The sequence below is a fragment of the Aeromonas sp. s5 genome (assembly GCF_040907865.1).
In the GTDB taxonomy this organism is placed as follows: Bacteria; Pseudomonadota; Gammaproteobacteria; order Enterobacterales; family Aeromonadaceae; genus Aeromonas; species Aeromonas dhakensis.
In genome coordinates, this window is the sequence record NZ_JBFOCO010000032.1 from 175,237 (window position 1) to 199,547 (window position 24,311).

A 24,311-nucleotide genomic window follows, 5' to 3' on the forward strand; every position below is an offset into this window, starting at 1 on the left:
TAGTGTTAGCCGAAAGGGTGAAGTATTATAAGGCGCTTTGAACCGAGATGAACCCAAGATTATGCCCATCGTATCAAAGTACAATAACGAGCAGTTTGACGCCCTGATGAACGACCTGATCACCGCCCTGGAGAAGCACAAGGCGCCGGTGGACCTCAGTCTGATGGTGCTCGGCAACCTGACCACCAACATCATCAATGGCATGGCCCCGGCCCAGCGTCAGGCGATCACCGAGAAATTCATCCAGGCGCTCACCGCCTCGGTCGATCATCGCCACGACGCTCATTGAGTCTCTTCGCATTCTTTGATGTTTTTCAAGCAGATGGATCACTATGGTCGAAACCGGCAACCCCTATCGTGATAATGTCTCTCGCCTGATCACCTGGGGGCATTGGTTCTCCTTCTTCAACATCATTCTGGCCATGCTGATCGCCACCCGTTATCTGGGGGCGATCAGCTGGCCGTCGACCACGCTCGGCGTGACCTATCTCATCATCAGTTGGATCGGTCACTTCTCGTTTCTGAGCTTTGTCACCTACCTGTTGACGATCTTCCCCCTGAGCTTCGTGCTGCCCAGGGAGAAACCATTGCGCTTCATCTCCGCCATCATCGCCACCCTGGCGCTGGTGCTGCTGCTTATCGACACCCAGGTGTTTCAGCTGTTCAAGTTCCACCTCAACGGTCAGGTGTGGCAGCTGCTGCTGGATCAGGCCCAGACCGAGGAGGGCTCGATCTGGAGCATCATCTTCGTGGCGGTGCCCACCATCTTCCTGGTGCAGCTGCTGCTGTCGGCCTATGTCTGGCGCAAGATCAACAAGCGCAAGCGCCGCCAGTACGGCAATCAGGTGGGGCTGGCCCTGCTGGTCTGTTTCATCCTGACCCACGTGGTCAACAGCTGGGCCGATGCCACCCTGTATCAGCCCATCACCATGCAGCGCGCCAACTTCCCGCTCTCCTACCCGATGACCGCCAAGAGCTTCCTCGCCAAGCACGGCTGGCTGGATCTGGATCAGTACGAGAAGAAGGCCGAGTCCCAGGATGGCGACAGTGTGAGCCGGCTGCGCTACCCGCTGCGCCCGCTCAGCGTCAACGCCCCGCTGACCCACAAGAACCTGCTGATCGTGGTGGTCGACTCCCTACGGGCCGACATGCTCAACAACATCAACATGCCCAATCTGCAGCGCTATGCGGATCAGCACCTCAACTTTGCCAACCACATGAGTGGCGGCAACGATGACGCCATGGGGATGTTCAGCCTGTTCTACGGCCTGCCTGGCCACTACTACGACGACATTCGCAACGACAAGACCCCGCCGGTGCTGTTTGACGAGATGCTGCGCCAGGACTACCAGTTCGGCCTGTTCGGCGCGCTGGAAGATGCCCAGCAGTATCGCCAGAGCATCCTCTCCGGCCTGCGCAAGCAGGTGTTCGTCTCCGAGCAGACCGACGATACCCAGCTTGTCGGCGACTGGCAGCAGTGGCTCGCCAAGCGCTCCCCTGACCGCCCCTGGTTCTCGCTGGTCTATCTGTCGAGCCCGGGCGACTACCAGCTGCCGGCCGGCATCAAGGGCCCCTTCCAGCCGGAGCTCACCAAGTTCAACCCGGCCACCGCCTATCAGGCCGAAAACCTGCAAAAGCTGGAAAACCGCTACAAGAACTCGGTCTTCTACACCGATCAGCTGCTGGAGCAGATGCTGACCCAGTTGCAGCAGCAGGGCATTGGCGAGCAGACCATCGTCGTGGTCACCGCCAACCACGGCCAGGAGTTCAACGATACCCAGAGCAACAGCTGGGGCTATGGCACCAACTACTCAGCCTATCAGGTGCAGGTGCCCTTCGTGCTGGCCTGGCCTGGCAACGAGACCCTGCCGACGAGCCCGGTGAGCAGCCACCTGGATCTGGTGCCGACCCTGATGCAGGGGATGCTGGGGGTGCGCAACCCGCCGCGGGACTACAGCATAGGTCGCAACCTGTTCGACAACAGCCCGCGCAACTGGCTGCTGGCGGGGGATCAGCGCGACTTTGCCATCTATCAGGGCAACACCATCACCCACTTCAACAAGCAGGGTGACTTCGAGCTGCTGGAGCGCAACAGCTACCGTCCCATCAAGCACGGCACCCCGGACATGGGGGTCATGATCCAGGTGATGAACGAGCTGAACCGCTTCTACCGCGCCCCCTGAGCCCCGTCCTGTATCCGTTGAAAACCCGCTCCTCGAGCGGGTTTTTTATTGCCGACATAACCTTGGCATGAGCTGCCAAATCCTCAGCCAACACCTTGCCACCCTCCCCCATTTCATCCCCCCGTCTGCCTGCCCTGCGTCCTGCAGGCGTAAACGTTGGCCCACTTTGCTACTGATGTCTTCATCATAAAATGCAACCTGATCAGGATCATAAAAACAAAATGATAATGATTATCAATCGTTGATCTGATTGGACCTCTCTGCAATAATCCGCGGCCTTCAGGCTTAAATAATAATTATTCTCAAAATGAAAACACTACTTCACTACTGGCCCATGCTGCTGTCCGGTACAGCGCTGGCCGCCGGCGATCCCGCAGGGATAGACACCTCCGGTACCACCCCGCCCAAGGCGCGCGAGACCATAATCGTCAAGGGTCAGCGGGTCGAGCAGAAACTCTCCGACATCTCGGGCTCCATCACCGTCATCACCGAAGAGGATCTGGAGCGCCAGATAGCCACCGAGCTCACCGACGTGTTCAAGAACGAACCCGGCGTCTCGGTGACCGGCTCGGCGGGCCGGCCGCAAAACATCAGCATCCGCGGCATCGGTGGCAACCGGGTGCTGATCGTCAAGGATGGGGTCCGGGTCAGCGACGGCTTCGGTGCCGACGATCTCAACGACAAGGTGGGCCGCTTCAGCTTCGATCTCGATGACGTCAAGCAGATCGAGGTGGCCAAGGGGGCCGGTTCCGCCCTGCACGGCTCGGACGCCATCGGCGGCACCGTGGTCATCACCACCAAGCAGCCGGAAGATTACCTGCAGGGGCAGGATGCCTACCTCAGCAGCAAGGTGCTGCACGACGGCAGCAGCGACAAACAGAAACTGAGCGCCACCGGCGCCGCCCGCTGGGGCGAGAGCGCCCACCTGCTGCGCCTCTCCGGCTGGCAGGGGCACGAGACTGCCAACTACGACCAGAGCCGCATCCCGGCGGATCTCGATGGCCTCAGCGCCTCCACCAGCTCCAGCCTGACCCTCAATCAGCACCATCTGCTGCGCCTCGAGATCGACTACTTCGAGGACAACGCCAAGCGGGATCAGGGGCCGCGCGAAATTCCCCAGCCCGACGGCAAGTGGCAGGTGCGCCAGTATCGTGAAAACGGCAGCCAGCGCTCCCAGGGCGGCAAGCTGAGCTGGGAGGCGCAGGATCTGGGCCACCCGCTGGCCGACCGCTTTACCTGGAACCTGCACGGCAACTACGCCAAGAACACCGCCAACAAGCGCAGCCTGCTGCAAAATGACGAGCTGAGCGGCTACCCCCGCTATCGCAGCGAGCGGGAGCTGGCCACCTTCACCGAACACTTGCTCGGCAGCGAGCTGGATATCCGCCGCGACCTGGTCACCGGCGCCGTCGAACACAAGCTGAGCTACGGCATCGAGCTGGCGCGCACCCGGCACGAGCGACCGGTGGAGAAGCTGATGCTGGAAGCCGGCATTCCCCAACCCACCCAGTCCGCCCCCTTCAGCAGCGCCCGCACCGATCGGGCCGGCATCTGGCTGGGGGACGTGGCGACCCTGGGCCAATGGCAGTTCACCCCGACCCTGCGCATGGATCAGCAGTGGCTGAGCCCGCAGGATGGCCGGGGCGAGAGCAACCACAGCTGGCACCTCTCGCCGAGTCTGGCCACCAGCTACCGCTTCAACGAGCAGTGGCGCAGCTGGCTGAGCTACGCCAACGGTTTCAGCGCCCCCTCCTACGACAAGGTGTACGGCAACATCCCCCACTACTTTGCCCTGCCGCCGTTCGAGATCATCGCCAACCCGGACCTGAAAGAGGAAACCAGCCACAGCTTCGAGTGGGGGGTGAGCGGCGAAGGGGATGAGTGGAGCATCAAGCCCGCCCTCTTCTACAACCGCTACTACAACTTCGTCGACTGGCGTCAGGTGGGCTTCCGCCTGCGGGACGGGGTCATGCTGCGTCAATATCGCAACGTCGCCAAGTCCGAGACCTGGGGTGCCGAAGTCGCCGCCAGCTACTGGCTGACCCCGCAATGGGAGCTGGCCACCAAGCTGGGCTGGGTCGACGGCAAGACCAGCCAGGGCGAATCGCCGCGCAACCTCACTCCGCTCGAGGGCAACACCCGCCTCAGCTATCAGGCCAACGACTGGAGCCTGGGGCTGCAAGCCGACTACGCCGCCGCCATGAGCCGGGTGCCCACCTGTGGCAACAGCCTGACCCAGCAGCAGGGCGAGTGTCTGAAAACCGCCGGCTGGCTCAGCTTCGCCCTGACCGCCGACTGGCAGATCACCGACGCCCTCAAGGCCAACCTCAAGCTCGACAACCTGCTCGACACCCGCTACACCCGCTATCAGGATGTCGCCGGGCTGGAAGCAGGCACGGATGCGGGCCTCTACACCCAGACAGGCCGCTCCCTGAGCGCCAGCCTGCGCTACACCTTCGTGGGGCTCTGATGCACGCACTCCTGATGCTGGCCAGCCTGCTGGCCACTCCGGCGGCTGCCCAGCCTGTCGCCATTGCACCAGCCGGCACTCCGAGTCAGGCCGTCGCCGCGTCGGCGCCGCTCGTGGCCCCGCTTATTCCTCACCGCCCGCTGCCGATGCCGGGGGAGCGGGCCCGGCTCGATCCCTACGGCGGCTGGCGCGATGACAGCCGCCAGGATCCCGCCCTGCTGGCCCTGCTGGGCGAGCAGAACCGCTGGACCGAGCAGCAGCTCGCCGCTCAGCGGCCCTTGGAACAGGCTCTGCAGGCCGAGTGGCAGGCACAAGCGCGCGGTGAACCCATGCCGCAAGAGTGGTTGAGCGAGGCGGGCAGCCAGTGGCGGATGGAAGTCGACGGCAGCCTGTGGCAGCGAGATAGCGAGCAGGCTGAGCCCCGGCAACGGCTGGCGGCCCGTCAGCCGGCCAGCGGCTACTACGAGCTCGCCAGCTGGGCCCTGCACCCGAACGGGCGCTGGCTGGCCCTGGCCGAAGATCTGCAGGGCGATAGGGACTACCGCATTACCCTGCTCAACTTGGCCGACGGCCAGCCCTTGGCCACCCTGGCGCACCGGGCCAGCGATCTGCTCTGGAGCCTGGACGGCAAGACCCTCTACACCATCGCCAACGAACCTCGCACCCTGCGCCCCTGGCAGCTGTGGGCCTGGCGCGATGGCAAGGATCAGCAGATCCACCAGGAGGCGGATCCCGCCTGGCTGCTCAGCCTCTATCGCACCACGGATCGGCGCCACCTGCTGCTGCAAAGCAACAACCACGACAGCGCCGAGCAGTACCTGCTGGACGAGGGCAGACCTGCTCTGCTCAAGGCCCGTCAGGCCGGCCTCGAGTATTACCTGGATACCCAGGGGGAGCGGGTGCTGCTCAAGAGCAACCGGGACGGTGCCCTCGGCCTCTATCAGGTGGCCGACCTGAGCCAGGTGGCCAAGGGAGAGTGGCAACCGCTCTGGTCCGGCGAGCAGAGGAGCCTCGAGAAGTGGCGCCTGTTTGCCGACTACACGGTGCTGCAGTATCGCCACAAAGGGGATGACTGGCTCGACGTGCTGGATGGCCGCGGCCGGCTCAGCCATCGCCTGCTGCTGACCGAGGGGGCCGGCACGGCCTGGATCCAGGGCGCCCACGACCCCGCCAGCGGGCAGATCCTGATCCGCCGCCAGGGCATGGCCGAGCCGCCGCACCAACGCTGGCTCAATCTGGCCAGCGGCCAGTGGCAAGCCGACGCGCAGGCGCAGCGTCCCTCCCCCTACCAGAGCGAGCGCCGCTGGGTGGTGGGCAAGGATGGCGTCAAGGTGCCGGTCTCCCTGGTGTGGCGCAAGGACATCCACACTCCCAAGGCGCTGATGCTCTACGGCTATGGCGCCTACGGTACCCCCATGCGCCCCTACTACCAGCCGCAGGTGCTGAGCCTGCTGGATCGCGGCTTCGTCTACGCCATCGCCCACGTGCGCGGCGGCGGCATGCTGGGGGATGAGTGGTATCTGGCGGGACGCGGTCGCCACAAACAGCAGAGCGTGGACGACTTCCTGACTGTGGCCGAGGCGCTGGCCCGGGATCCCGCCATCGACCCCGCCCGGCTGTTTGCCATGGGCGGCAGCGCCGGCGGCCTGCTGGTGGCGGCGGCCCTCAACCAGGCACCGACCCGCTTCGCCGGGGCCGTGCTGCAGGTGCCCTTCGTCGATCTCATCGGCACCATGAGCGATCCCGAACTGCCGCTCACCCGCCAGGAGTACGCCGAGTGGGGCAACCCGGCCATTGCCGCCGATTACGCCGCCATGCGCCGCCTGAGCCCTTACGACAACCTGCATGTGGCCCCCTATCCCCCCGTCTATGTGACGGCCGGGCTGCACGACAGTCAGGTGCCCTACTGGGAGCCGCTCAAGTGGGTGGCCCGCCTGCGGGAACACAGCACGGGGCCGGGTCCCTATCTGCTCAGCACGGCCCTCGACGGCGGCCACCGCATCAGCCCGGCCAACGCGCGCCAGCAGGCGGCCCGCGAGTACGCCTTCCTGCTCACCCTGGGGGGCGTCCGCCGGTGATCCCTTTTCTCATTTTTGTGTTGGAGTAAACCATGAAACCCTCTTCCCTGGCCCTCTGGCTGGCGGCAACCCTGCTCTCCCAGCCACTGCTGGCGGCCGAGCTGCAGTTTGTCGATGAACAACCGCTGACCACCACGCCAAAGCTCTGGCTAGAACAGCGCCTGGGTGTGAGCCTGGCCCCCGACTACGAGCGGGCCAGTCTACTCGGCCATCACTACAGCTTCCGCCAGCTGGTCAACGGTCTGCCGGTGGCCACCATTCAGGCCGCCGTCAGCGTCGATCAAACAGGCAAGCCCTGGCGCATCTATCACAACAGCCGGCCGCTGGATAGCCGCGAACCCGGCTGCGACGCCGCCGGCAATCTGGATCCCCTGCTGGAACAGCTGCGCGATGGCGGCAGCGAGATCGACACCCTTGGTCCGGTCGAGGCCTGGTACTGGCGCGACGGCGACACCCTGGTGCCGGCCCTGCGCCAGCGGATACGCGAGCATCAGGCGGGCAACGCCAAGGCCAGCCAGGTGCAGCTGTTCGCCAGCTGTGACGGCAGCCGCGAACTCGGCCGCTGGATGGATGCGGCCACCACCCAGGCCAGCCGCGTTGCCGACGCCGGCGACACCCTGCTGGAGGCTCGGGTATTCGATCCAGATCCCCGCACCCAGCTGCGCGACGCCGGTCTGGTCTGGCACGAAGCCCTGCAACTGGCGGACGCCGCCTATCAGGACAGGGTGCCGTTGCCGGTCACCCTGGCGGGCGGACGCTATCTGCTGAGCGGCCCCCACGCTAGGGTGGTGGATGCGATGGAGCCGAATACCGCCCCCTTCAGCGCCGACAGCCCGCAGGGGTTTCGCCTGACCCGCGATGATCGCGGCTTTGCCGACATCAACGCCTACTACCACCTGGATCTGGCCCAGCGCCACCTCAAGCGCCTCGGCTTTGTCGATCTCATCCCGGGGGCGCTCGACATCGACACCGAGGCCGGCTATCAGGACAACTCCCTCTACGATCCGTTCGAGCGCCGGCTGGAGCTGGGTCGCAGCGGCGTGCCCGATGCCGAGGACCCCATGGTGATCTGGCACGAGTTCGGCCACGCGGTGCAGCATCACATAGTGCCGGATCTGGGGGACGAGGCGGACTGGGGCGCCATCGGTGAGGGCTTCAGCGACTACCTGGCCGCCAGCCACCGCCAGCGCAGCGAAGCCGGCCGCCAGTTCGAGCCCGCCATGGTGTTCAACTGGGATGCTCGCTTCACCGACCGCACCCCGCGTCAGCTGGACGATCTGCGCGCCCGCTACCACCCGGATTACAACTACCCGGCCCACCGCACCATCAACGGCAGCAATGGCGACCAGCTGTGGGGCACCCCGCTGTTCCAGGCGCTGCTGGCCGCAGTCGCCGAGCAGGGCGAAGGGGCGCGGGACGAGTTTGATCGCCTGATCATCGAGTCCCACTTCGGTCTCGGTCCGGCCATCCGCATGCCGCAGCTGGCCCGCATCACTGTGGATACCGCCGCCCGCCTCTACCCGGCCCGCCCCTATGCCAGGCTGCTGGAGCAGGCGTTTCGCCAGCACGGCCTGCTGCAGGCACCAGTCAATGTGGGCCTGGGTGATGGTAGCGTCATCGAGCTGGGGCAGCGCCAGTCGGTGCAGCTGACCCTCACCAACCAGGGCAAGGCGCCGGTGACCCTGAACGAGCTGGCCCTCCAGCTGCCAAGCGGGCTGCAGGCCGATCCTTACAGCTGGCAACCGGCGACCCTCGCGGCGGGTGCCAGCATGACCACCACCCTGCGCCTGCTGGCCCAGAGCCCGCTCGCCTGTGGCGACGAGGTGGCGCTGCCGGTGAGCCTGACCATGAGCGGCACCAGCCCGACCGAGCGCCAGTGGCAGCAGTCGCTGACCCTGCCCATCGGCGCCCCCATCGTCAGCCGTGCCAGCGGCCAGCCGCTGACCTTGAGCGATGCCATGAGCGACGAGGTGCGTGGTCTCAGTGAAACCAGCCTGCTGCTTGAAAGCAGCGAGGCCAGGGTGAGCGATCGGCTGCAGCTGAACCTGGATCTGCAACACCCGGCGCTCGATGAGCTGGAAATCTGGCTCAACTCCCCCTCCGGCACCCGCATCCAGATCTGGGACAAGGGCTACAGCCCGCAGCCACGCCTCAAGGGGGTCTTCCCCACCGAGCTGCTGCCCCTGCAGCCCTTCAGCGCACTGGAAGGCGAGCCGCTGGCCGGTCGCTGGACCCTGGAGATAGTGGACAGCAAGCCCGGCAATCGGGGCCGCATCAACGGCTGGAGCATCAGCCAGCGCACCGGCGCCCAGTGCAGCAAGCCGGTCACTCCACCCGATGACGGCATCATCCACTTCCAGGTGGATGACGGCAGCGGCGGCGGGGCAGCCAACCTGCTCTGGTTGCTGCCGCTGGCCCTCTGGCGCCGCCTGCGCCAGCGCACCTGAATCCACCCCATCCATATATAAGAAGAGGGGGCCAAGGCCCCCTCCCCAAGGACTAGAGATGACACCACATTACTCCCGCCTGGCCTGCCTGCTGGCCCCCCTGCTCACCGCCTGTGGCGGTGGCGGCTCGGACGAGGCGCCGCTGGCGGTCCCCGACTACAGCCTGACCGTGACCCTGCCCGAAGCCGGCACCCTGTGCGTCAACCTCAACCAGAATGCATCTTGTGATGCAGGGGAGCCCAGTGTCAGCGGCGCGGCCGGTACTCACCGGCTGAGCGGCAGCGCCCCGGCCCTGTTGACCAGCACCTTGCTGTTCTTGCCAAGCAACCCGGCCGCCCCCGTGCTGCTGCATCCCGCCGCCCGGCTCGATGATCAGCACCTGACCCCCAGCCCGCTCAGCACCCTGCTGCAATACCGCATCGCCGAGGGGCAGCCCCCGAGGCAAGCCCTCGGCGAGCTGTTGAGTGCGCTGGCGCCGCTGCAACCGGGTCAGGATCTGGCCGCCCTCTCCCGGCTGAGCGACTTCAACCTGGCGCTGGGCCAGCTGCTGCAGGCGGTCGTCGAGACCGATCTGAAGGCCCAGGAGGGCTTCTCCACCGCCACCCTGCATATGCTGGTGTGGCCTGCCATCGGCAGCCTGCTGCCCGAGCTGGCTGGCCACTTTGCCCTGCACGGCGAGCTGGCCAGCCAGCAGGCAGACGTCCGCGCCCGGCTGCTGCAACAGCACTCCCATCCACTGATCACCGGCAGTGGCGTCACCACCTACACGGACGGGGTCGACTACCTGCTCACCCAGGAACCCGCCGACCACCCGGGGCAGGAGGCCAGCCTCAACAAGGCGCCGCTGCGCTATCGCAAGCTCGACGGCAAGGGGCAGCCGCTGGCCGATGACGCCCCCGTCTGGGAGTGTGTGGAAGATCTCAACACCGGTCTGGTCTGGGAGAAGAAGCTCGATGATCCCGCCAGCCCGCGCGATCTGCACCGCACCTTCGCCTGGGAGCTTGACGACTATCACCCCACCCAGCAGGAGCTGGACTACGCCTGCCCGGATGGCGAGGCCATCTGCACCACGGAGCAGTACCGCCAGTGGCTCAACGCCCAGCAGCTGTGCGGCATCACTCACTGGCGCATGCCCCACTCGCGCGAGCTGATGAGCCTGCAGCACTACGGCTCCCTCTCCCGCCAGGACGACCAGCCGGTGAGCATGGACGTGCGCTACTTCCCCGATGTCGGCACCACCAGCAAGGATTTCAGCGGCTACTACTGGAGCCAGACCTTGACCCCTTCGCGCCGGCTGGAGAGCGCCCCCATCAGCGCCATCGCCCACATCTTCCTTGGCGATGACGCCGGCACCGACTACGCAACCACAGTTCAAAACAGCGATGATGCCAACGGTCTGCAACTGCGACTGGTGGCGGAGGTAACCCGATGAACCGCTTGATGTTGACCCTGCTGCTGACCCTTGGCAGTCCCCTCGCCCTGGCCACCGCCATCTGTGATGACAACATGCCCAGAACCAGCCCCACCGCCCGCTTCATCGATCGCGACAACGGCACCGTCACGGATCGCTCCACCGGCCTGACCTGGATGCGCTGCCAGCTCGGCCAGACCTGGCGCAACCAGAGCTGCCAAGGCGAGCCGACCCGGCTTTACTGGCAGCAGGCCCTGCTGACCGCCGAGCGGATCCGCACCGAACCGAGCCATGCGCTGTACAACTTCGGCGGCCACGGCGGCTGGCGCCTGCCCACCATCAAGGAGCTGGCCAGCGTGCTGGAGTCCGCCTGCTACAAACCGGCGCTCAACGAAACCATCTTCCCCCGCGCCATGGCCGGTGACGGCAAAGAGGTGAACGACGGTTACGTCTACCTCTGGTCCTCCACCCCGGTGCCAGCCAGCAAGGGGGTCGCCTACCTGGATATCACCAGCGGCGCCGTCGGCATGCGAGCCCCCGGCGCCTGGGCCAAGCAGGTGCTGCTGGTGCGCTGATGAAGTCGGGTGGCCAGGGGATCCCGATGAACACAGGATCCCGGCTGGCCACCCGCGTTTGCGGCCCGGCCTGTCGTTCGGCGGATCTGCACCCTGTCAGAAAATAGCCAGAAGACGTCATTGTGTGCCGGATCTGCATCATTTTACGCAGTTTTTACGTAGCAGATCGCTGGCATGAAACGGGCAGAGCGGTTAGTCTAGCGGCGTTGAACCAACCCCATGAGGTACAGATGAAAACCGTATTGCGTTTTAGCCTGCTGGGCGCCTTGTTGCTGGGCGGCCATGCCTTCGCCGCCGAACCGAAAAAATTTGATATCAGCATGTTCCCGGCCGCCGAAGTGAACCAGGAACGTGTGGTGATCCGCCTGCCGGAAGTCGAGAACGAAGCCGACATGATGGTCGAGCTGCAGGTCGGCAAGAAAATGATGGTCGATTGCAATGTGCCGCGCTTTGCCGGCAACCTGGAACAGCACAGCGTCAAAGGCTGGGGCTACAACTACCTGATGCTCGGCAAGGTGTCCGATCCCATCAGCACCCTGATGGCCTGCCCGGATGGCCAGAAGAAAGAGACCTTCGTCCAGATCTACGGTCAGGGCTTCTTTGTGAACTACAACTCCAAGCTGCCGTTCGTGCTCTACGTACCGCAGGAGTATGAAGTGCGCTACCGTCTGTGGCGTGCCGATACCCTGGCTCAGCCAGCCATGATCGAGTGAGTCTCTACCGAGACCAAACCTCCCGCTTTGGTTCATAAATGACATCAAATAGAGCGCCGAATGGCGCTTTATTTGTAACAAATTGTGCTGTTTCCCACCCCGCCAACCTTTACAGAACCTGACATAACTCCGCTTTTTTTCTCACTTTTTTGCCCTTTTCAGCCGACCCGGGCCCATGGATCCGCGGCAAATCACTTTCGATGAAAGAGATTTATCAATATAGTGAAAAAATTGATTTTGCACTCTGCGACGGCCTGATGATACTTGCCCGCAAAGGTCAAACTAACCAGAAAAAGAGCACTATGAGCTTCGAATCAGACAAGCGTTTCAACGACTTCAAACATTTTCCCCGTGGCCTGCGTCGCAGTGGCGAATTCACTGTGGCCGAAGCGGACAGTCTGGAAAAATACGGTACCGCCATGCTGGCGCTCTATCAGGGCAACCTGGCCGCGCGCGATGACGTGGAAAGCGCCTTCATCGAGCAGGTCAAGTCCGGCGCCGCCGGCAACAACCCCCACGCCAAGGTGTGGTTCAAGTATCTGAAGGTGATCGGTCCCAAGCGCGTGCACCGTCTGTGCACCGTCGCTGGCGGTGCCAACGAGGAAGCGAGTGGCGGCGGTTTTGAGGGTGGCAGCGGTAGCGACGAGTCCATCGATTAATGGATACCGAACTGCTTCGGACCTTTATCGAGGTCAGCAAGACCCGGCACTTCGGCCGGGCTGCTGAAAATCTCTACCTGACCCAGTCGGCGGTGAGCTTTCGGATCCGCCAGCTCGAACAGCAGCTCGGGGTCAGTCTGTTTGCCCGCCATCGCAACAACATCCGCCTGACCGCCTCCGGTGAGCGTCTGCTGCCCTACGCAGACGCCATCTTGCATACCCTTGGCCGCGCCAAGCAGGATGTGGCCCTCTCCCCCGGTTTCAGCCAGCAGCTCGCCATCGGCGCCCCCGCGGTGTTCTGGGAGCTCGACTTCAACGACTGGCTCAACCATGTCTATGCCCTGGCCCCCGGTCTTGCGGTGCGGCTCGAGACCGCCTCCCGCGAGCACCTGTGCCGCCAGCTGCTGGAGCGCTCCCTCGATCTCGCCCTGCTCTCCGAGCCGACCAAGATCGACGAGATTGCCCTGCACCCCATCGGTGAGCTGGTGTTCGAGCTGGTGAGCCGGGATGGCGCGGCCAACGCCGACAGCCTGATGCAGATGCCGCACATTCATCTGGATTGGGGCACCAGCTTTGAGCCACAGCCCAGCCGGCTGCAGAGCCTGCAAAAGACCCCGGTGCTGCACTCGAGCTCCGCCAACATGGCGCTGCAGTTCGTGCTGGCCAACGGTGGTGCGGCCTACCTGCCAAGGCGCATGGTAAGCCCCTTCCTGGAGCAGGGGCGCCTGCACCTGGTGGAAGGCGCCCAGGCCTTGAGCCGTCCGCTCTACCTCGCCTATCTGGAAAAGTCCGATCGCCGGGAGCTGATCGATCAGCTGCTGACCCTGCCGCTGGGCTGGGATGGCGCCGATCTGCGCTTGCCACAGCCGGAATAGAGGCAGCGCAACGCGCGCTGGCATGCAAAAGCAAAAGGGGCCTGTCGGCCCCTTTTGCTTTTGGTCATCGTCAGCCGTGATGACGACGATCGTTGGCCTGGGCCAACAGGGTGCGACTCTCGCGCAGGAACTCGTCCGCCCGCTCGCCAAAGAAGCCCGAAACCTGGCTGAAGGCCTCGATGAAGCCCTCCCTGTCTCCCCGCTCCAGCAGCCCCAGCGCCTCGCCGAAGTTCTGGTAGTAGCGGCGGATCATCGCCAGATTCTGCGGCGACGACAGTATGATGTCGGCGTAGAGGTGCGGATCCTGGGCGAACAGCCGTCCCACCATGGCCAGCTCCAGCCGGTAGATGGGGGAGCTTAAGGCAAGCAGCCGGTCGAGGTTGGCCTGCTCGCGGGAAAGATGCCAGCCATAGGCGAAAGTGGCAAAGTGGCGCAGCGCCTGGATAAAGGTCATCGCCTCGTCGTGGGCCCTGGCCTCCACCTGCTGCAAACGCGCGCCCCAGATGGTCATCTGCTCCAGCAGCCACTGGCTGGCATCGTTGTCGCGCCCCTGACAGCAGACGATCACCTGCTTGGCGAGGCTCGCCACGTCCGGCCCGAACATGGGGTGCAGGCCCAGCACCGGCCCCTTGTGCACCGCCAGCATATGCTCGAGCGGTTCGCCCTTGACGCTGGTCACATCCACCAGCAGACAGTCCGCCGGCAGGTTGCCGAGCCGGTCGATCACCTGGCAGGTGACGTCGATGGGCACCGCCACCATCACCAACCCGGCGCCCTGCAGGATCTCGTCGGCGCGCGGCCAGTCGGCCTGACCCAGGGTCTCGACCCGGTAGCCCGAGAGGCTGAACAGGTTGCCGAACAGGCGGCCGAGCTGCCCCTGACCACCTATGATCACCACCTTGCCAAGGTCAGGCTTCATGCACTTGAAGTGGTGCTCCTTGTCGCTGGCGGACTCCAGGATATAGGACTCGCGCATCACCCGGCGCAGCACGTCTTCGATGAGATCCCCCGGCACTCCCAGAGCCTCGGCCTCGGCGCGGCGACGGGCCAGCATGCTCGCCTCCCGATCCGGTGCATAGATGGGCAGGCCGTGCCGGCTCTTCACTTCCCCCACTTCCCCCACCAGGGCGAGACGGGCAGCCAGCAGATCAATCAGCTGCTTGTCCACCGCGTCGATTTTGTCCCTTAGGGCATTCAACTCTTCAGCCATATCCGGTCCCTGCGGCGCCGCCCGCAGCGACGCCCTGTGATTCAAGAGGCAACGAGGTGCCACCGCCTCGGCCGGTGACACCTCGATTGTTCAGTCAATGATGACAAGATACCACGGCTTATGCCTTGGTTCTGGCCAAAAGTGGCGCCGCCAGCTGGCTGTGGCAACGGGCCAGCAGCGCGTCCGTGGTCTCCCAGTCGATGCAGGCATCGGTGATGGAGACGCCGTAGCGCATCTCGCACTTGGGCTGCTCGCTGGACTGGTTGCCCTCGAACAGGTTGGATTCGAGCATCACCCCTATGATGGAGCGGTTGCCCTCCTCAATCTGATGGATCACGTTGTCAGCCACCTTGGGCTGCAGGCGGTGATCCTTGCTGGAGTTGCCGTGGCTGCAATCCACCACCAGGCCGGGCAGCAGGCCCGCTTTTTCCAGCGCCTCTTCCGCCAGCGACACATTGACCGAATCGTAGTTCGGGTGCTTGCCGCCGCGCAGGATCACGTGACCATCCGGGTTGCCCTGGGTCTGCAGCAGTGCGACCTGGCCTTGCTGGTTGATCCCCATGAAGGCATGAGGGCTGGAGGCCGCCTGCAGCGCATTGATGGCGGTGCCCAGGTTGCCGTCGGTGCCGTTCTTGAAGCCAACCGGCATGGAGAGACCGGACGCCATCTCCCTGTGGGTCTGGGATTCCGTGGTGCGGGCACCGATAGCCGACCAGGAGAAGAGCTCCGCCAGGTATTGCGGGCTGATGGGGTCGAGCGCCTCGGTGGCCAGCGGCAGCTCCAGCTCGGCCAGCCAGCAGAGCAGCTCGCGGGCCCGGTGCAGCCCCAGCTCCACGTCGAAGGTGCCATCCAGGTTCGGGTCGTTGATGAAGCCCTTCCAGCCGACCGTGGTGCGTGGCTTCTCAAAGTAGACCCGCATGACAATGTAGAGAGTGTCCTGATAGGCGTCATGCAGCGCTTTGAGTCTGGTTGCGTACTCTTTGGCGGCGTCCATGTCGTGGATGGAGCAGGGACCACAGATCACCAGCAGACGGTGATCACGACGGTGGATGATGTCGGCGATGGTATTGCGGGCCCCTTGCACGAATGCCAGCGCGCGATCGGAGATGGGCAGTTTCTCCTTGAGCTGGGCAGGCGTGATCATCACTTGTTCGGACTGGATATGGATGTTGTTGAGGGGGTCTCTTTGCATTTTCTCATTCTCTCTACTGTTTCAAGCCAACTGCGCCGACCGTTCAGTTTTGTTTACACAAGTCAGCACTTTGTTACGCAACCGCCCCCACCTTACCAATTAAAAACAAACAATCAAGTGAAACTAGCGGACTTATTCGCTGACAGATGGATAAATGACCACAAAAAAGACCCTTTCGGCCAGAAAGTAGTGCTCGCCATGTGCTCAAAACACCAAAATCGTAAACATATAATTACATCCTTACTGGTTTCCCTTGCCAGCAGACATAAAAAAGCGGGGCACCTGGCCCCGCTTGCATTCCCGTGTTGCTCTTCTTTTATTATTTGCCGTGCGCCTTGATCACCTCGACCGCCTTGTCGGGGAAGTCGCTGAACACGCCATCCACATCGGCCTGATAGAGGAAGATGTTCAGGAGATCGGTGAAGTCTTTCGCGTAGGCCGGGATCTGGCCCTCATCCTGACGGAAAGTATAGGGATGCACCTTGAGGCCGGCCGCATGGGCCTCTTTCACCATGCCGGTGAAGGTCGGCTTGCCCAGAGTACCTGGCTCCGGCACTATCATCGGCTTCCAGGGGCCGATCCCCTCGGCGTAAGCGGCGATCTCCTTCATGGCGCCCGGCTTGAACATCCAGTCATAGTTGTAGGGGGTCGCCTTGCCCTTGGCATCGTAGACCATGGTCTCGTTCCAGTCGGTCTCGGCCATCAGCTGCACCAGCTTCAAGTCCATCCCCATGGCGGGCATCAGCTCGCTGTTGATGCGCTTGAGCTCGTTGGTATCGAAACACTGCAGATAGACCTTGTCGTTCTTGCTGGTGTAGCCGTACTCCTTCAGCACCTTGAGCACCGCCTTGGAGATGTCCTTGCCTTCATGGCGGAACAGCCAGGGGGCCTTGATCTCCGGGTAGATGCCGATGTTCTTGCCGGTGCTCTTGTTGAGCCCCTGGATCATCTCGATCTCTTCCTGGAAGGTGTGGATCTTGAAGCTGGACTTCCACAGCGGGAAGCGGGCCGGATAGACGGGCACCTGCTTGCCGTCCACCAGCTGGAACGGCTCGGTCATGCGCAGGGAGCGCACCTCGTCCAGGGTGAAATCCACCACATAGTAGCGACCATCCGGGCGAGCCCGGCCGGGGAAGCGCTCGGCCACGTCCGTGATGCCATCGAGGAAGTGATCGTGCATCACCACCAGCTGGTCATCCTTGGTCATCACCAGATCCTGCTCCAGATAGTCGGCCCCCATGCCGTAGGCCAATGCCTTGGACTCCAGGGTGTGCTCGGGCAGGTAGCCGGAGGCGCCCCGATGAGCGATCACGATTTTGCCTTCATCGGCGGCCAGCGCGGGCAATGCCAGGGCAGCCCCCAGACCAAGGGCAATCAGGGAGCGAGTATGTTTTTTCATGCGCGGTGCTCTTTGTTATTGTTTATGGGATGTAGGTTATTGTTATAACAGAGGTTTATTGCAGTTTTACGGCGGGCGGCCGAGGCCGCCCGCAGGGGATCAGCTCGCTTTTGGCAGGGCGTGATGGTGTTCGCTGAGCCAGGCAGCCAGTTGTTGCTGCTCGGCGTCGGAGAGGCGCAGCCCCAGCTTGCTGCGGCGCCACAGGATGTCTTCCAGGGTGCAGGCCCATTCCCGCTCGATAAGGTAGCGCACCTCGGCTTCGTACAGACCGGCACCAAAATGCTGACCACGGGGCTCCTTGAGCCAGAGGCGGGCATGGGCGCCATAGGCCTCGGCAATGCGCAGGGCGCTGCGATCATCGAGCCAGTCGAACTCCAGCGCAAAGGCGCGCGCCAGTTCGCGCACCGAGCAGTCGAACTCGCCACCGGGCAACCGGCTGTTGGCGGTCCAGTCATCCCCCATCTGGCTGAACCAGGGTTTGAGCTTGTTGCAGGCAGCCTGAGCCAGCTTGCGGTAGGTGGTGAGCTTGCCGCCGAACACCGACAACAGCGGCGCGCCATCGGATTCGCCACTGAGCTCCAGCGTGTAGTCGCGGGTCACCGCCTGCGGCGAGTCGGATTCGTCATCGCACAGCGGGCGCACCCCGGCGTAGGTCCAGATCACGTCTTTGGGGGCGATCTGGCGGGTGAAGTGGGCGTTGACCACCTTGCACAGGTAGTTGATCTCGGCGTCGCTGATCTTGGCTTCGCGCGGGCTGCCTTTGTGCTCCACGTCAGTGGTGCCAATCAGCGAGTAGTCCTGCTGATAAGGGATGACGAAGACGATGCGGTTGTCCTCGTTTTGCAGGATATAGGCCTCTTCGCGCTCGTGGATGCGCGGCACTATCATGTGGCTGCCCTTGATGAGGCGAATGCCGCGCGGGGATTTCTCGTGCAGGCTCTCGTCATAGAAGGTCTTGACCCAGGGGCCGGCCGCATTGACCAGACCACGGCAGGTGACGTTGAACTGCTCGCCCCCTTCCCGCTCCAGAGTCAGGGTCCAGTGTTTGGAGCCGCGCACCGCCTTGACGCAGCGGGTGCGGGTCTGCACGTCGGCGCCCTTGTCGCGCGCCATCATGGCGTTGAGCACCACCAGGCGGGCGTCGTCGACCCAGGCGTCCGAGTACTCGAACCCCTTGCTGATGCCGGCGGTGAGACCGTCCTGCGGCAGGAAGCGCACGCCGCAGCTGCCTTTGAGCTTGTCGCGCTTGGCCAGGTTGTCATAGAGGAAGAGGCCGGCGCGGATCATCCAGGCCGGACGCAGGTGCGGGCGATGGGGCAGGCGAAAACGCATGGGGCGAGCGATGTGAGGGGCCATGCCGAGCAGCACTTCCCGCTCCGCCAGCGCCTCTTTCACCAGCCGGAATTCGTAGTGTTCGAGATAGCGCAGGCCGCCGTGGATCAGCTTGCTGGAGTTGGAAGAGGTGGCAGAGGCGAGATCCTGCGCTTCAAACAGCGCAACCTTCAGCCCACGCCCCGCCGCATCGGCCGCGATGCCGACGCCGTTGATGCCGCCGCCGACGACGACCAGATCATAATGTTCGCTCATGTTCACCTACTTTCTTATTTTGATCTTGCGAAACCGTCGCAATGTTTGATTTCGCTCATATTAGAGCATGAAAAAATGATAAACGAACATTTTATGGAGAAAATGTGATCGCGATTGTTTTGGCAATGCTAAAAATGCTGCCGGTCGGTGATAAAGCGGCAGGGCATGGGGAAAACGGGGGCAAGGCTGTGAGCGAGTTCGCGCTTTTTGGGGTGATCAGCGCGGCATCGGCAGTGGGATGAAGGCGAGCAGAAAGGCGGAAAGCTGAAAACGAAGCGGCCGCCCGATGGCGGCCTGATGCTGGAGCGGATTAACGGCGACTCAGCAGATGTGACACTCGATCTGATGCTGGGACATCAGCCGCATCAGCTTCTCCGGCGGCTCCTGATCGGTGAACAGGGCGTGGATCTGGCTGAGGTTGCCGAGGTTGACCATGGCGTTGCGGCCGAACTTGGTGTGGTCGGCGGCCAGGAACACCTGGCGGGAGTGGGCGATGATGGCCTGGGCGATCTTCACCTCATGGTAGTCAAAATCGAGCAGTGAGCCGTCGCTGTCGATGCCAGAGATGCCGATGACGCCGTAGTCCATCCGAAACTGGCCGATGAAGTCGCGGGTCGCCTCCCCCACGATGCCGCCGTCCCGGTTGCGAATTTCGCCGCCGGCGATGATGACGGTGAAGTCATCCTTGGCGGTGAGGATGCTGGCCACGTTGAGGTTGTTGGTGACCACGCGCAGCTCGCGGTGATCGAGCAGGGCGCGGGCGATGGCTTCGGTGGTGGTGCCGATGTCGATGAACAGCGACGAGCCGTCGGGGATGTTGGCGGCCACTTCCCGGGCGATGCGCTCTTTCTCCTTGAGCTGCATCACCTTGCGGGCGCTGTAGGCGGTGTTGACGGTACTCGAATGCAGGGAGGCCCCGCCATGGTGGCGCCGGATCTTGTTCTGCTCGGCAAGATCGTTGAGATCCCGGCGAATGGTCTGGGGGCTGACGTCAAAATGGGTCACCAGATCCTCGGTCGAGACAAAGCCCTGCCGCGTCAGGACGTCCAGGATCTCCAGATGTCGTTGGGTTTGCTTCACGCTTGAACTCCGATGATGAGACGAAAAAAGGCCCCGGCAGATGCGGGGCCTTGGGCAGTTTACCTGATCCCTTTTCCAATCGATAAGGGCAGGATCACGTTTTATGCCTTATGAACAGCAGCCTTGGCGGCAATCGACTCGTTCTCGTGCTTGAGGGTCATCGCCAGCAGCACGATGGAGAGCAAGCAGGAGGCAGTCAGCACCATGAAGCCGCCGTCCCAGCCGAAGTGGTCAACGGTGTAACCCAGCATGGCGTTGGCCGCAACCGCGCCACCCAGGTAACCGAACAGACCGGTGAAGCCCGCCGCGGTACCGGCCGCCTTCTTCGGCGCCAGCTCCAGGGCATAGAGGCCGATCAGCATGACGGGGCCGTAGATGAGGAAGCCGATGGCGACCAGGGCCATCATGTCGATGGTCGGGTTGCCGGCCGGGTTGAACCAGTAAACCAGCACGGAAATGGTCACCAGCACCATGAACAGGATACCGGCCGGGGCGCGGCGGCCCTGGAACATCTTGTCGGAGATCCAGCCGCACAGCAGGGTGCCCGGAATACCGGCCCACTCATAGAGGAAGTACGCCCAGGAGGACTTGTCGACGCTGAAGTCCTTGGCCTCTTTCAGGTAGGTGGGCGCCCAGTCCAGCACACCGTAGCGAATGAGGTAGACGAAGGCGTTGGCGATCGCGATGTACCACAGCAGCTTGTTGTGCAACACGTACTTCATGAAGATTTCCTTGGCGGAAAACTCCTGCTCGTGGCTCTCGTTGTAATCCTTCGGATAGTCGTTCTTGAACTCTTCGATGGGCGGCAGGCCCACGGATTGCGGGGTATCGCGCATCACGAAGAAGGCGATCACCGCGATGGCGGCAGCAGCGGCGGCCGGCACGTAGAAGGCACTGCGCCAGTCATTGAACCAGCCCATCCCCAGAATGAACAGCGGGCCTATCATGCCGCCACCCACGTTGTGGGCCACGTTCCAGACCGAGACGATTTCGCCCCGCTCTTTTTGCGACCACCAGTGCACCATGGTGCGACCGCAGGGCGGCCAGCCCATGCCCTGTGCCCAGCCGTTCAGGAACAGCAGCACGAACATGATGGCGATGCTGGAGGTGGCCCAGTGCATGGTCCCCATCATGAACATGATACCGGCCGACAGCAGCAGACCGGCGGAGAGGAAGTAACGGGCGTTGGAGCGGTCCGACACGTTCCCCATCAGGAACTTGGAGAGACCGTAGGCGATGGAGACGCCGGACAGGGCCAGGCCCAGATCACCGCGGGAGAAGCCCTGCTCGATGAGATAAGGCATCGCCAGACTGAAGTTTTTCCGTACCAGGTAGTAACCGGCATAACCGAAGAAGATCCCGAAGAACACCTGCCAACGCATGCGTTTGTAGAAGGGGTCGACCTTGTCGGCCGGGAGCCTGTCTATGTGTGGTGCAGGCCTGAAGAGACTAAGCATGTTCTGCTTCCTTATTGTTGTTGTGGGCGGTTGAGGGTGCCCTGTCCATGCTGACCAATCAGAGGAGTCCCGATTCGAAAGCGAGCCTATTGTGCTCATATGTGAACATTTAATCTGTGATGTAGTCGGAAATATTGCAGTTTTATTACAAAAGAAAGTGTCAGATGAGTAATCACTCATCAGCCGCAATCCCTTGTGTAGCAAGGCTTATGGCTACCCACTAAGTGGTATAACCACGGTATCAACTTGCTTTCCGTCACATTTTCTTAGCAATGAGTGGGATCTTGTCCACATTTCCTGCGGGGAGGGAGTGGTGAATGGTCGATTTCGGTTTATTTTCTCTCTCGTCCGAGAACGAGCGCAAACGAGCATAACGTTTGCGTCAGCTCAAAAAACAAGAAGAAACGTTTTCGGGCGCAACAATGGGAATGAAAAACAACAAAACGGAACATCAAACCTACTCTGGGTGGATATAAGGAATAACGGTATGAGCATACAAAGACCCAATACCCTGCTTGGCGAGTGCATCGCCGAGTTTATCGGAACCGGCCTGCTGATCTTCTTCGGCGTCGGTTGCGTGGCCGCACTGGTGCTGGCCGGTGCCAACTTCGGGCAATGGGAAATCTCCATTACCTGGGGTCTGGGCGTCGCCATCGCCATCTATGTGACCGGCGGCATCTCAGGTGCCCACCTCAACCCTGCGGTCACCCTGGCCCTGATGACCTTCTGCGGTTTCGACAAGCGCAAGGTGGTGCCCTACATCATCGCCCAGGTGGCTGGCGCCTTCTGCTTCGCGGCGCTGGTCTACTTCCTCTATGGTAACCTTTTCAGCCAGTGGGAAGTGACCCACAACGTGGTGCGTGGCAGCGTCGAGAGCCTCGGCACCGCCGGCATCTTCTCTACCTACCCGAATGCCCTGCTCTCCAACATGCAGGCCTTCACCGTCGAGCTGGTGATCACCGCCGTGCTGATGCTGGGCATCATGGCACTGGGTGACAACAACAACGGCGCCCCCAAAGGCTTCGCCGCCGCCCTGCTGATCGGTATCCTGATCGCGGTGATCGGCGCCTCCCTTGGCCCGTTAACCGGTTTTGCCATGAACCCGGCTCGTGACTTCGGCCCCAAACTGTTCGCCTTCCTGGCCGGCTGGGGTGACGTGGCCCTGACCGGTGGTCGTGACAACCCCTACTTCTGGGTTCCCATCCTCGGCCCCATCGTCGGCGCCCAGATTGGTACCGCCCTCTATGTGAAAGTGTTGGCTCCCTGTGTGCCGGGCAACCGTGTTGCCGCCACCGAGCAAGCTGCCCAAACCGCCAAAGAAGAGGCCGCCGCCTAAGAGTGGCCCTCCCCAACGTGTAAAAACGTGGAAAATAAAAACGTGGAGAACATCATGTCTGCTGAAAAGAAATATGTCGTCGCTCTGGACCAGGGTACCACCTCTTCCCGTGCCATCGTGTTTGACCAGGACGCCAACATAGTCGGTACCTCCCAGCGCGAATTCACCCAGCACTACCCGAAAGCGGGCTGGGTGGAGCACGACCCGATGGAGATCTGGGCGACCCAGTCCTCCGTGTTCACCGAAGTGCTGGCCAAGACTGGCCTGCGCAGCGAAGAGATCGCCGCCATCGGCATCACCAACCAGCGTGAAACCACCGTCGTCTGGGAAAAGGCCACCGGCAAACCCATCTACAACGCCATCGTCTGGCAGTGCCGCCGTACCGCGGCCATCTGTGAAGAGCTCAAAGCACGCGGCCTGGAAGAGTACGTTCGCGAAAACACCGGTCTGGTGCTGGATGCCTACTTCTCCGGCACCAAGGTGAAGTGGATCCTCGACAACGTCGAAGGGGCCCGCGAGAAGGCCATGAACGGTGAGCTGCTGTTCGGCACCATCGACACCTGGCTGGTGTGGAAGATGACCAACGGTGAAGTGCACGTCACCGACCCGACCAACGCCTCCCGTACCATGCTCTACAACATCCGCGACCTGAAGTGGGATCAGCGCATGCTGGACGAGCTGGGCATCCCTGCCTCCATGCTGCCGGAAGTGAAACCCTCCTCCGAGGTGTATGGCTACACCACCCGTGGCGGCGGCTCCCGCATCCCCATCGCCGGTATCGCCGGTGACCAGCAGTCTGCCCTGTTCGGCCAGCTCTGCTTCGAGAAAGGGATGGCCAAGAACACCTACGGCACCGGCTGCTTCATGCTGATGAACACCGGCACCGAACCGGTTCGCTCCAGCAACGGCCTGCTGACCACCGTCGCCATCGGCCCGAAAGGGGAAGTGAACTACGCGCTGGAAGGTGCAGTGTTTATGGGCGGCGCCACCATCCAGTGGCTGCGTGACGAGCTCAAGATCATTCACGATGCCCGCGACACCGACTACTTCGCCTCCAAGGTGGGCGACACCAACGGCGTCTACCTGGTACCGGCCTTCGTCGGTCTGGGCGCCCCCTACTGGGATCCGTATGCTCGCGGCACCATGGTCGGCCTGACCCGCGGCGCCAACCGCAACCACATCATCCGTGCCGCGCTGGAATCCATCGCCTATCAGAGCCGCGATGTGCTGGACGCCATGCAGCAGGACTCCGGCATCAAGCTGGCGGCCCTCAAGGTGGACGGTGGCGCGGTAGCCAACGACTTCCTGATGCAGTTCCAGGCCGACATGATGCACACCCCTGTGGTGCGTCCGACCCGGATCGAGACCACCGCCATGGGTGCCGCCTTCCTGGCTGGTCTGGCCGTCGGCTTCTGGAAGAGCTCGGAAGAGCTGGAAGACAAGTTCAGCGTGGACCGCGAGTTCATCCCGCAGATGGACCGCGATGATCGCGCCAAGCGCTACAACGGCTGGAAGAAGGCGGTCGAGCGTTCACGCCGCTGGGCCGAAGAGGAGTGATCGGGCAACCGATATCCTTGAAATAAAAACTGAAGGGGCCGACAGCAATGTCGGCCTCTTGTTTTATGGCCTGCCGGTCCCC

19 protein-coding genes are annotated in these 24,311 nt (G+C 62.9%); 13 read left to right on the forward strand and 6 right to left on the reverse strand.

What is annotated here, in order from left to right:
• Nucleotides 1-61 precede the first annotated feature (61 nt).
• From AB5Y94_RS18955 to hdfR, 10 genes are all read left to right on the forward strand, one after another.
• Complete coding sequence (locus AB5Y94_RS18955; RefSeq protein ID WP_005299589.1) at nt 62-289, forward strand: YejL family protein; 228 nt, start codon at nt 62-64, stop codon at nt 287-289.
• A 43-nt stretch (nt 290-332) separates the two neighbouring features.
• Nucleotides 333-2,183, forward strand: coding sequence for a DUF3413 domain-containing protein (locus AB5Y94_RS18960; RefSeq protein WP_368206307.1), 1,851 nt, complete (start codon nt 333-335; stop codon nt 2,181-2,183).
• 307 nt (nt 2,184-2,490) lie between these two features.
• Nucleotides 2,491-4,653: a TonB-dependent hemoglobin/transferrin/lactoferrin family receptor gene (locus AB5Y94_RS18965; protein WP_025201873.1), complete on the forward strand. Its 2,163-nt coding sequence runs from the start codon at nt 2,491-2,493 to the stop codon at nt 4,651-4,653.
• The gene (locus tag AB5Y94_RS18970; protein ID WP_368206308.1) at nt 4,653-6,731 is read left to right on the forward strand and encodes a prolyl oligopeptidase family serine peptidase; all 2,079 of its coding nucleotides are present in this window, start codon (nt 4,653-4,655) and stop codon (nt 6,729-6,731) included. The genes AB5Y94_RS18965 and AB5Y94_RS18970 overlap by 1 nt, the downstream gene beginning before the upstream one ends.
• Nucleotides 6,732-6,763: 32 nt before the next feature.
• Nucleotides 6,764-9,178: a proprotein convertase P-domain-containing protein gene (locus AB5Y94_RS18975; protein ID WP_368206309.1), complete on the forward strand. Its 2,415-nt coding sequence runs from the start codon at nt 6,764-6,766 to the stop codon at nt 9,176-9,178.
• A 58-nt stretch (nt 9,179-9,236) separates the two neighbouring features.
• On the forward strand, nt 9,237-10,610 hold the full coding sequence (locus tag AB5Y94_RS18980; protein ID WP_368206310.1) for a DUF1566 domain-containing protein: 1,374 nt from the start codon (nt 9,237-9,239) through the stop codon (nt 10,608-10,610).
• Nucleotides 10,607-11,164 (forward strand): DUF1566 domain-containing protein, encoded by a 558-nt coding sequence (locus AB5Y94_RS18985; protein WP_268038444.1) that lies wholly within the window; start codon nt 10,607-10,609, stop codon nt 11,162-11,164. Before AB5Y94_RS18980 ends, AB5Y94_RS18985 begins: the two co-directional genes overlap by 4 nt.
• 230 nt (nt 11,165-11,394) lie before the next feature.
• Nucleotides 11,395-11,877, forward strand: coding sequence for a serine protease inhibitor ecotin (gene eco, locus AB5Y94_RS18990; RefSeq protein WP_005299572.1), 483 nt, complete (start codon nt 11,395-11,397; stop codon nt 11,875-11,877).
• Nucleotides 11,878-12,179: 302 nt separating this feature from the next.
• Nucleotides 12,180-12,536 carry a DUF413 domain-containing protein gene (locus AB5Y94_RS18995; RefSeq protein WP_010634377.1) on the forward strand — a complete coding sequence of 119 codons (357 nt, stop codon included), beginning with the start codon at nt 12,180-12,182 and terminating at the stop codon, nt 12,534-12,536.
• A complete protein-coding gene (hdfR, locus tag AB5Y94_RS19000) occupies nt 12,536-13,411 on the forward strand; it encodes an HTH-type transcriptional regulator HdfR (RefSeq protein WP_005299567.1) in 876 nt (291 codons plus the stop codon). Before AB5Y94_RS18995 ends, hdfR begins: the two co-directional genes overlap by 1 nt.
• A gap of 70 nt (nt 13,412-13,481) precedes the next feature.
• Here the strand turns inward: hdfR and tyrA are convergent, their stop codons facing one another.
• From tyrA to glpD, 4 genes are all read right to left on the reverse strand, one after another.
• Nucleotides 13,482-14,621: a bifunctional chorismate mutase/prephenate dehydrogenase gene (gene tyrA, locus AB5Y94_RS19005; RefSeq protein ID WP_206865417.1), complete on the reverse strand. Its 1,140-nt coding sequence runs from the start codon at nt 14,619-14,621 to the stop codon at nt 13,482-13,484.
• Nucleotides 14,622-14,739: 118 nt separating this feature from the next.
• A complete protein-coding gene (locus AB5Y94_RS19010; protein ID WP_017779394.1) occupies nt 14,740-15,813 on the reverse strand; it encodes a 3-deoxy-7-phosphoheptulonate synthase in 1,074 nt (357 codons plus the stop codon).
• Between the two features lie 319 nt (nt 15,814-16,132).
• The gene (gene glpQ / locus AB5Y94_RS19015; RefSeq protein WP_017781730.1) at nt 16,133-17,212 is read right to left on the reverse strand and encodes a glycerophosphodiester phosphodiesterase; all 1,080 of its coding nucleotides are present in this window, start codon (nt 17,210-17,212) and stop codon (nt 16,133-16,135) included.
• 99 nt (nt 17,213-17,311) lie between these two features.
• Nucleotides 17,312-18,799 carry a glycerol-3-phosphate dehydrogenase gene (gene glpD / locus AB5Y94_RS19020; protein ID WP_024942196.1) on the reverse strand — a complete coding sequence of 496 codons (1,488 nt, stop codon included), beginning with the start codon at nt 18,797-18,799 and terminating at the stop codon, nt 17,312-17,314.
• 104 nt (nt 18,800-18,903) lie between these two features.
• Between glpD and AB5Y94_RS19025 the strand changes: the two genes are divergently transcribed.
• A complete protein-coding gene (locus AB5Y94_RS19025) occupies nt 18,904-19,041 on the forward strand; it encodes a hypothetical protein (RefSeq protein WP_162852035.1) in 138 nt (45 codons plus the stop codon).
• Between the two features lie 79 nt (nt 19,042-19,120).
• Here AB5Y94_RS19025 and AB5Y94_RS19030 read toward each other — a convergent pair whose 3' ends face one another.
• Complete coding sequence (locus AB5Y94_RS19030) at nt 19,121-19,879, reverse strand: DeoR/GlpR family transcriptional regulator (protein WP_005299558.1); 759 nt, start codon at nt 19,877-19,879, stop codon at nt 19,121-19,123.
• Nucleotides 19,880-19,980: 101 nt separating this feature from the next.
• Entirely contained in the window at nt 19,981-21,336 is a 1,356-nt protein-coding gene (glpT, locus tag AB5Y94_RS19035) for a glycerol-3-phosphate transporter (protein WP_005299556.1), read from the reverse strand.
• A gap of 487 nt (nt 21,337-21,823) precedes the next feature.
• Between glpT and AB5Y94_RS19040 the strand changes: the two genes are divergently transcribed.
• Nucleotides 21,824-22,672: an MIP/aquaporin family protein gene (locus tag AB5Y94_RS19040; RefSeq protein ID WP_005299554.1), complete on the forward strand. Its 849-nt coding sequence runs from the start codon at nt 21,824-21,826 to the stop codon at nt 22,670-22,672.
• A gap of 54 nt (nt 22,673-22,726) precedes the next feature.
• Nucleotides 22,727-24,229, forward strand: coding sequence for a glycerol kinase GlpK (gene glpK / locus AB5Y94_RS19045; RefSeq protein ID WP_005299552.1), 1,503 nt, complete (start codon nt 22,727-22,729; stop codon nt 24,227-24,229).
• Nucleotides 24,230-24,311 lie beyond the last annotated feature (82 nt).

Excerpts from the sequence above, each read along its gene's own strand:
- AB5Y94_RS18955 (WP_005299589.1), top strand. The coding sequence starts at position 62 with ATGCCCATCGTATCAAAGTACAATAACGAGCAGTTTGACGCCCTGATG.
- AB5Y94_RS18975 (WP_368206309.1), top strand. The coding sequence starts at position 6,764 with ATGAAACCCTCTTCCCTGGCCCTCTGGCTGGCGGCAACCCTGCTCTCC.
- AB5Y94_RS18980 (WP_368206310.1), top strand. The coding sequence starts at position 9,237 with ATGACACCACATTACTCCCGCCTGGCCTGCCTGCTGGCCCCCCTGCTC.
- tyrA (WP_206865417.1), bottom strand. The coding sequence starts at position 14,621 with ATGGCTGAAGAGTTGAATGCCCTAAGGGACAAAATCGACGCGGTGGAC.
- eco (WP_005299572.1), top strand. The coding sequence starts at position 11,395 with ATGAAAACCGTATTGCGTTTTAGCCTGCTGGGCGCCTTGTTGCTGGGC.
- AB5Y94_RS18960 (WP_368206307.1), top strand. The coding sequence starts at position 333 with ATGGTCGAAACCGGCAACCCCTATCGTGATAATGTCTCTCGCCTGATC.
- AB5Y94_RS18985 (WP_268038444.1), top strand. The coding sequence starts at position 10,607 with ATGAACCGCTTGATGTTGACCCTGCTGCTGACCCTTGGCAGTCCCCTC.
- hdfR (WP_005299567.1), top strand. The coding sequence starts at position 12,536 with ATGGATACCGAACTGCTTCGGACCTTTATCGAGGTCAGCAAGACCCGG.
- AB5Y94_RS18965 (WP_025201873.1), top strand. The coding sequence starts at position 2,491 with ATGAAAACACTACTTCACTACTGGCCCATGCTGCTGTCCGGTACAGCG.
- glpT (WP_005299556.1), bottom strand. The coding sequence starts at position 21,336 with ATGCTTAGTCTCTTCAGGCCTGCACCACACATAGACAGGCTCCCGGCC.
- AB5Y94_RS19040 (WP_005299554.1), top strand. The coding sequence starts at position 21,824 with ATGAGCATACAAAGACCCAATACCCTGCTTGGCGAGTGCATCGCCGAG.
- AB5Y94_RS18970 (WP_368206308.1), top strand. The coding sequence starts at position 4,653 with ATGCACGCACTCCTGATGCTGGCCAGCCTGCTGGCCACTCCGGCGGCT.
- glpK (WP_005299552.1), top strand. The coding sequence starts at position 22,727 with ATGTCTGCTGAAAAGAAATATGTCGTCGCTCTGGACCAGGGTACCACC.
- AB5Y94_RS19010 (WP_017779394.1), bottom strand. The coding sequence starts at position 15,813 with ATGCAAAGAGACCCCCTCAACAACATCCATATCCAGTCCGAACAAGTG.
- glpD (WP_024942196.1), bottom strand. The coding sequence starts at position 18,799 with ATGAGCGAACATTATGATCTGGTCGTCGTCGGCGGCGGCATCAACGGC.
- AB5Y94_RS18995 (WP_010634377.1), top strand. The coding sequence starts at position 12,180 with ATGAGCTTCGAATCAGACAAGCGTTTCAACGACTTCAAACATTTTCCC.
- glpQ (WP_017781730.1), bottom strand. The coding sequence starts at position 17,212 with ATGAAAAAACATACTCGCTCCCTGATTGCCCTTGGTCTGGGGGCTGCC.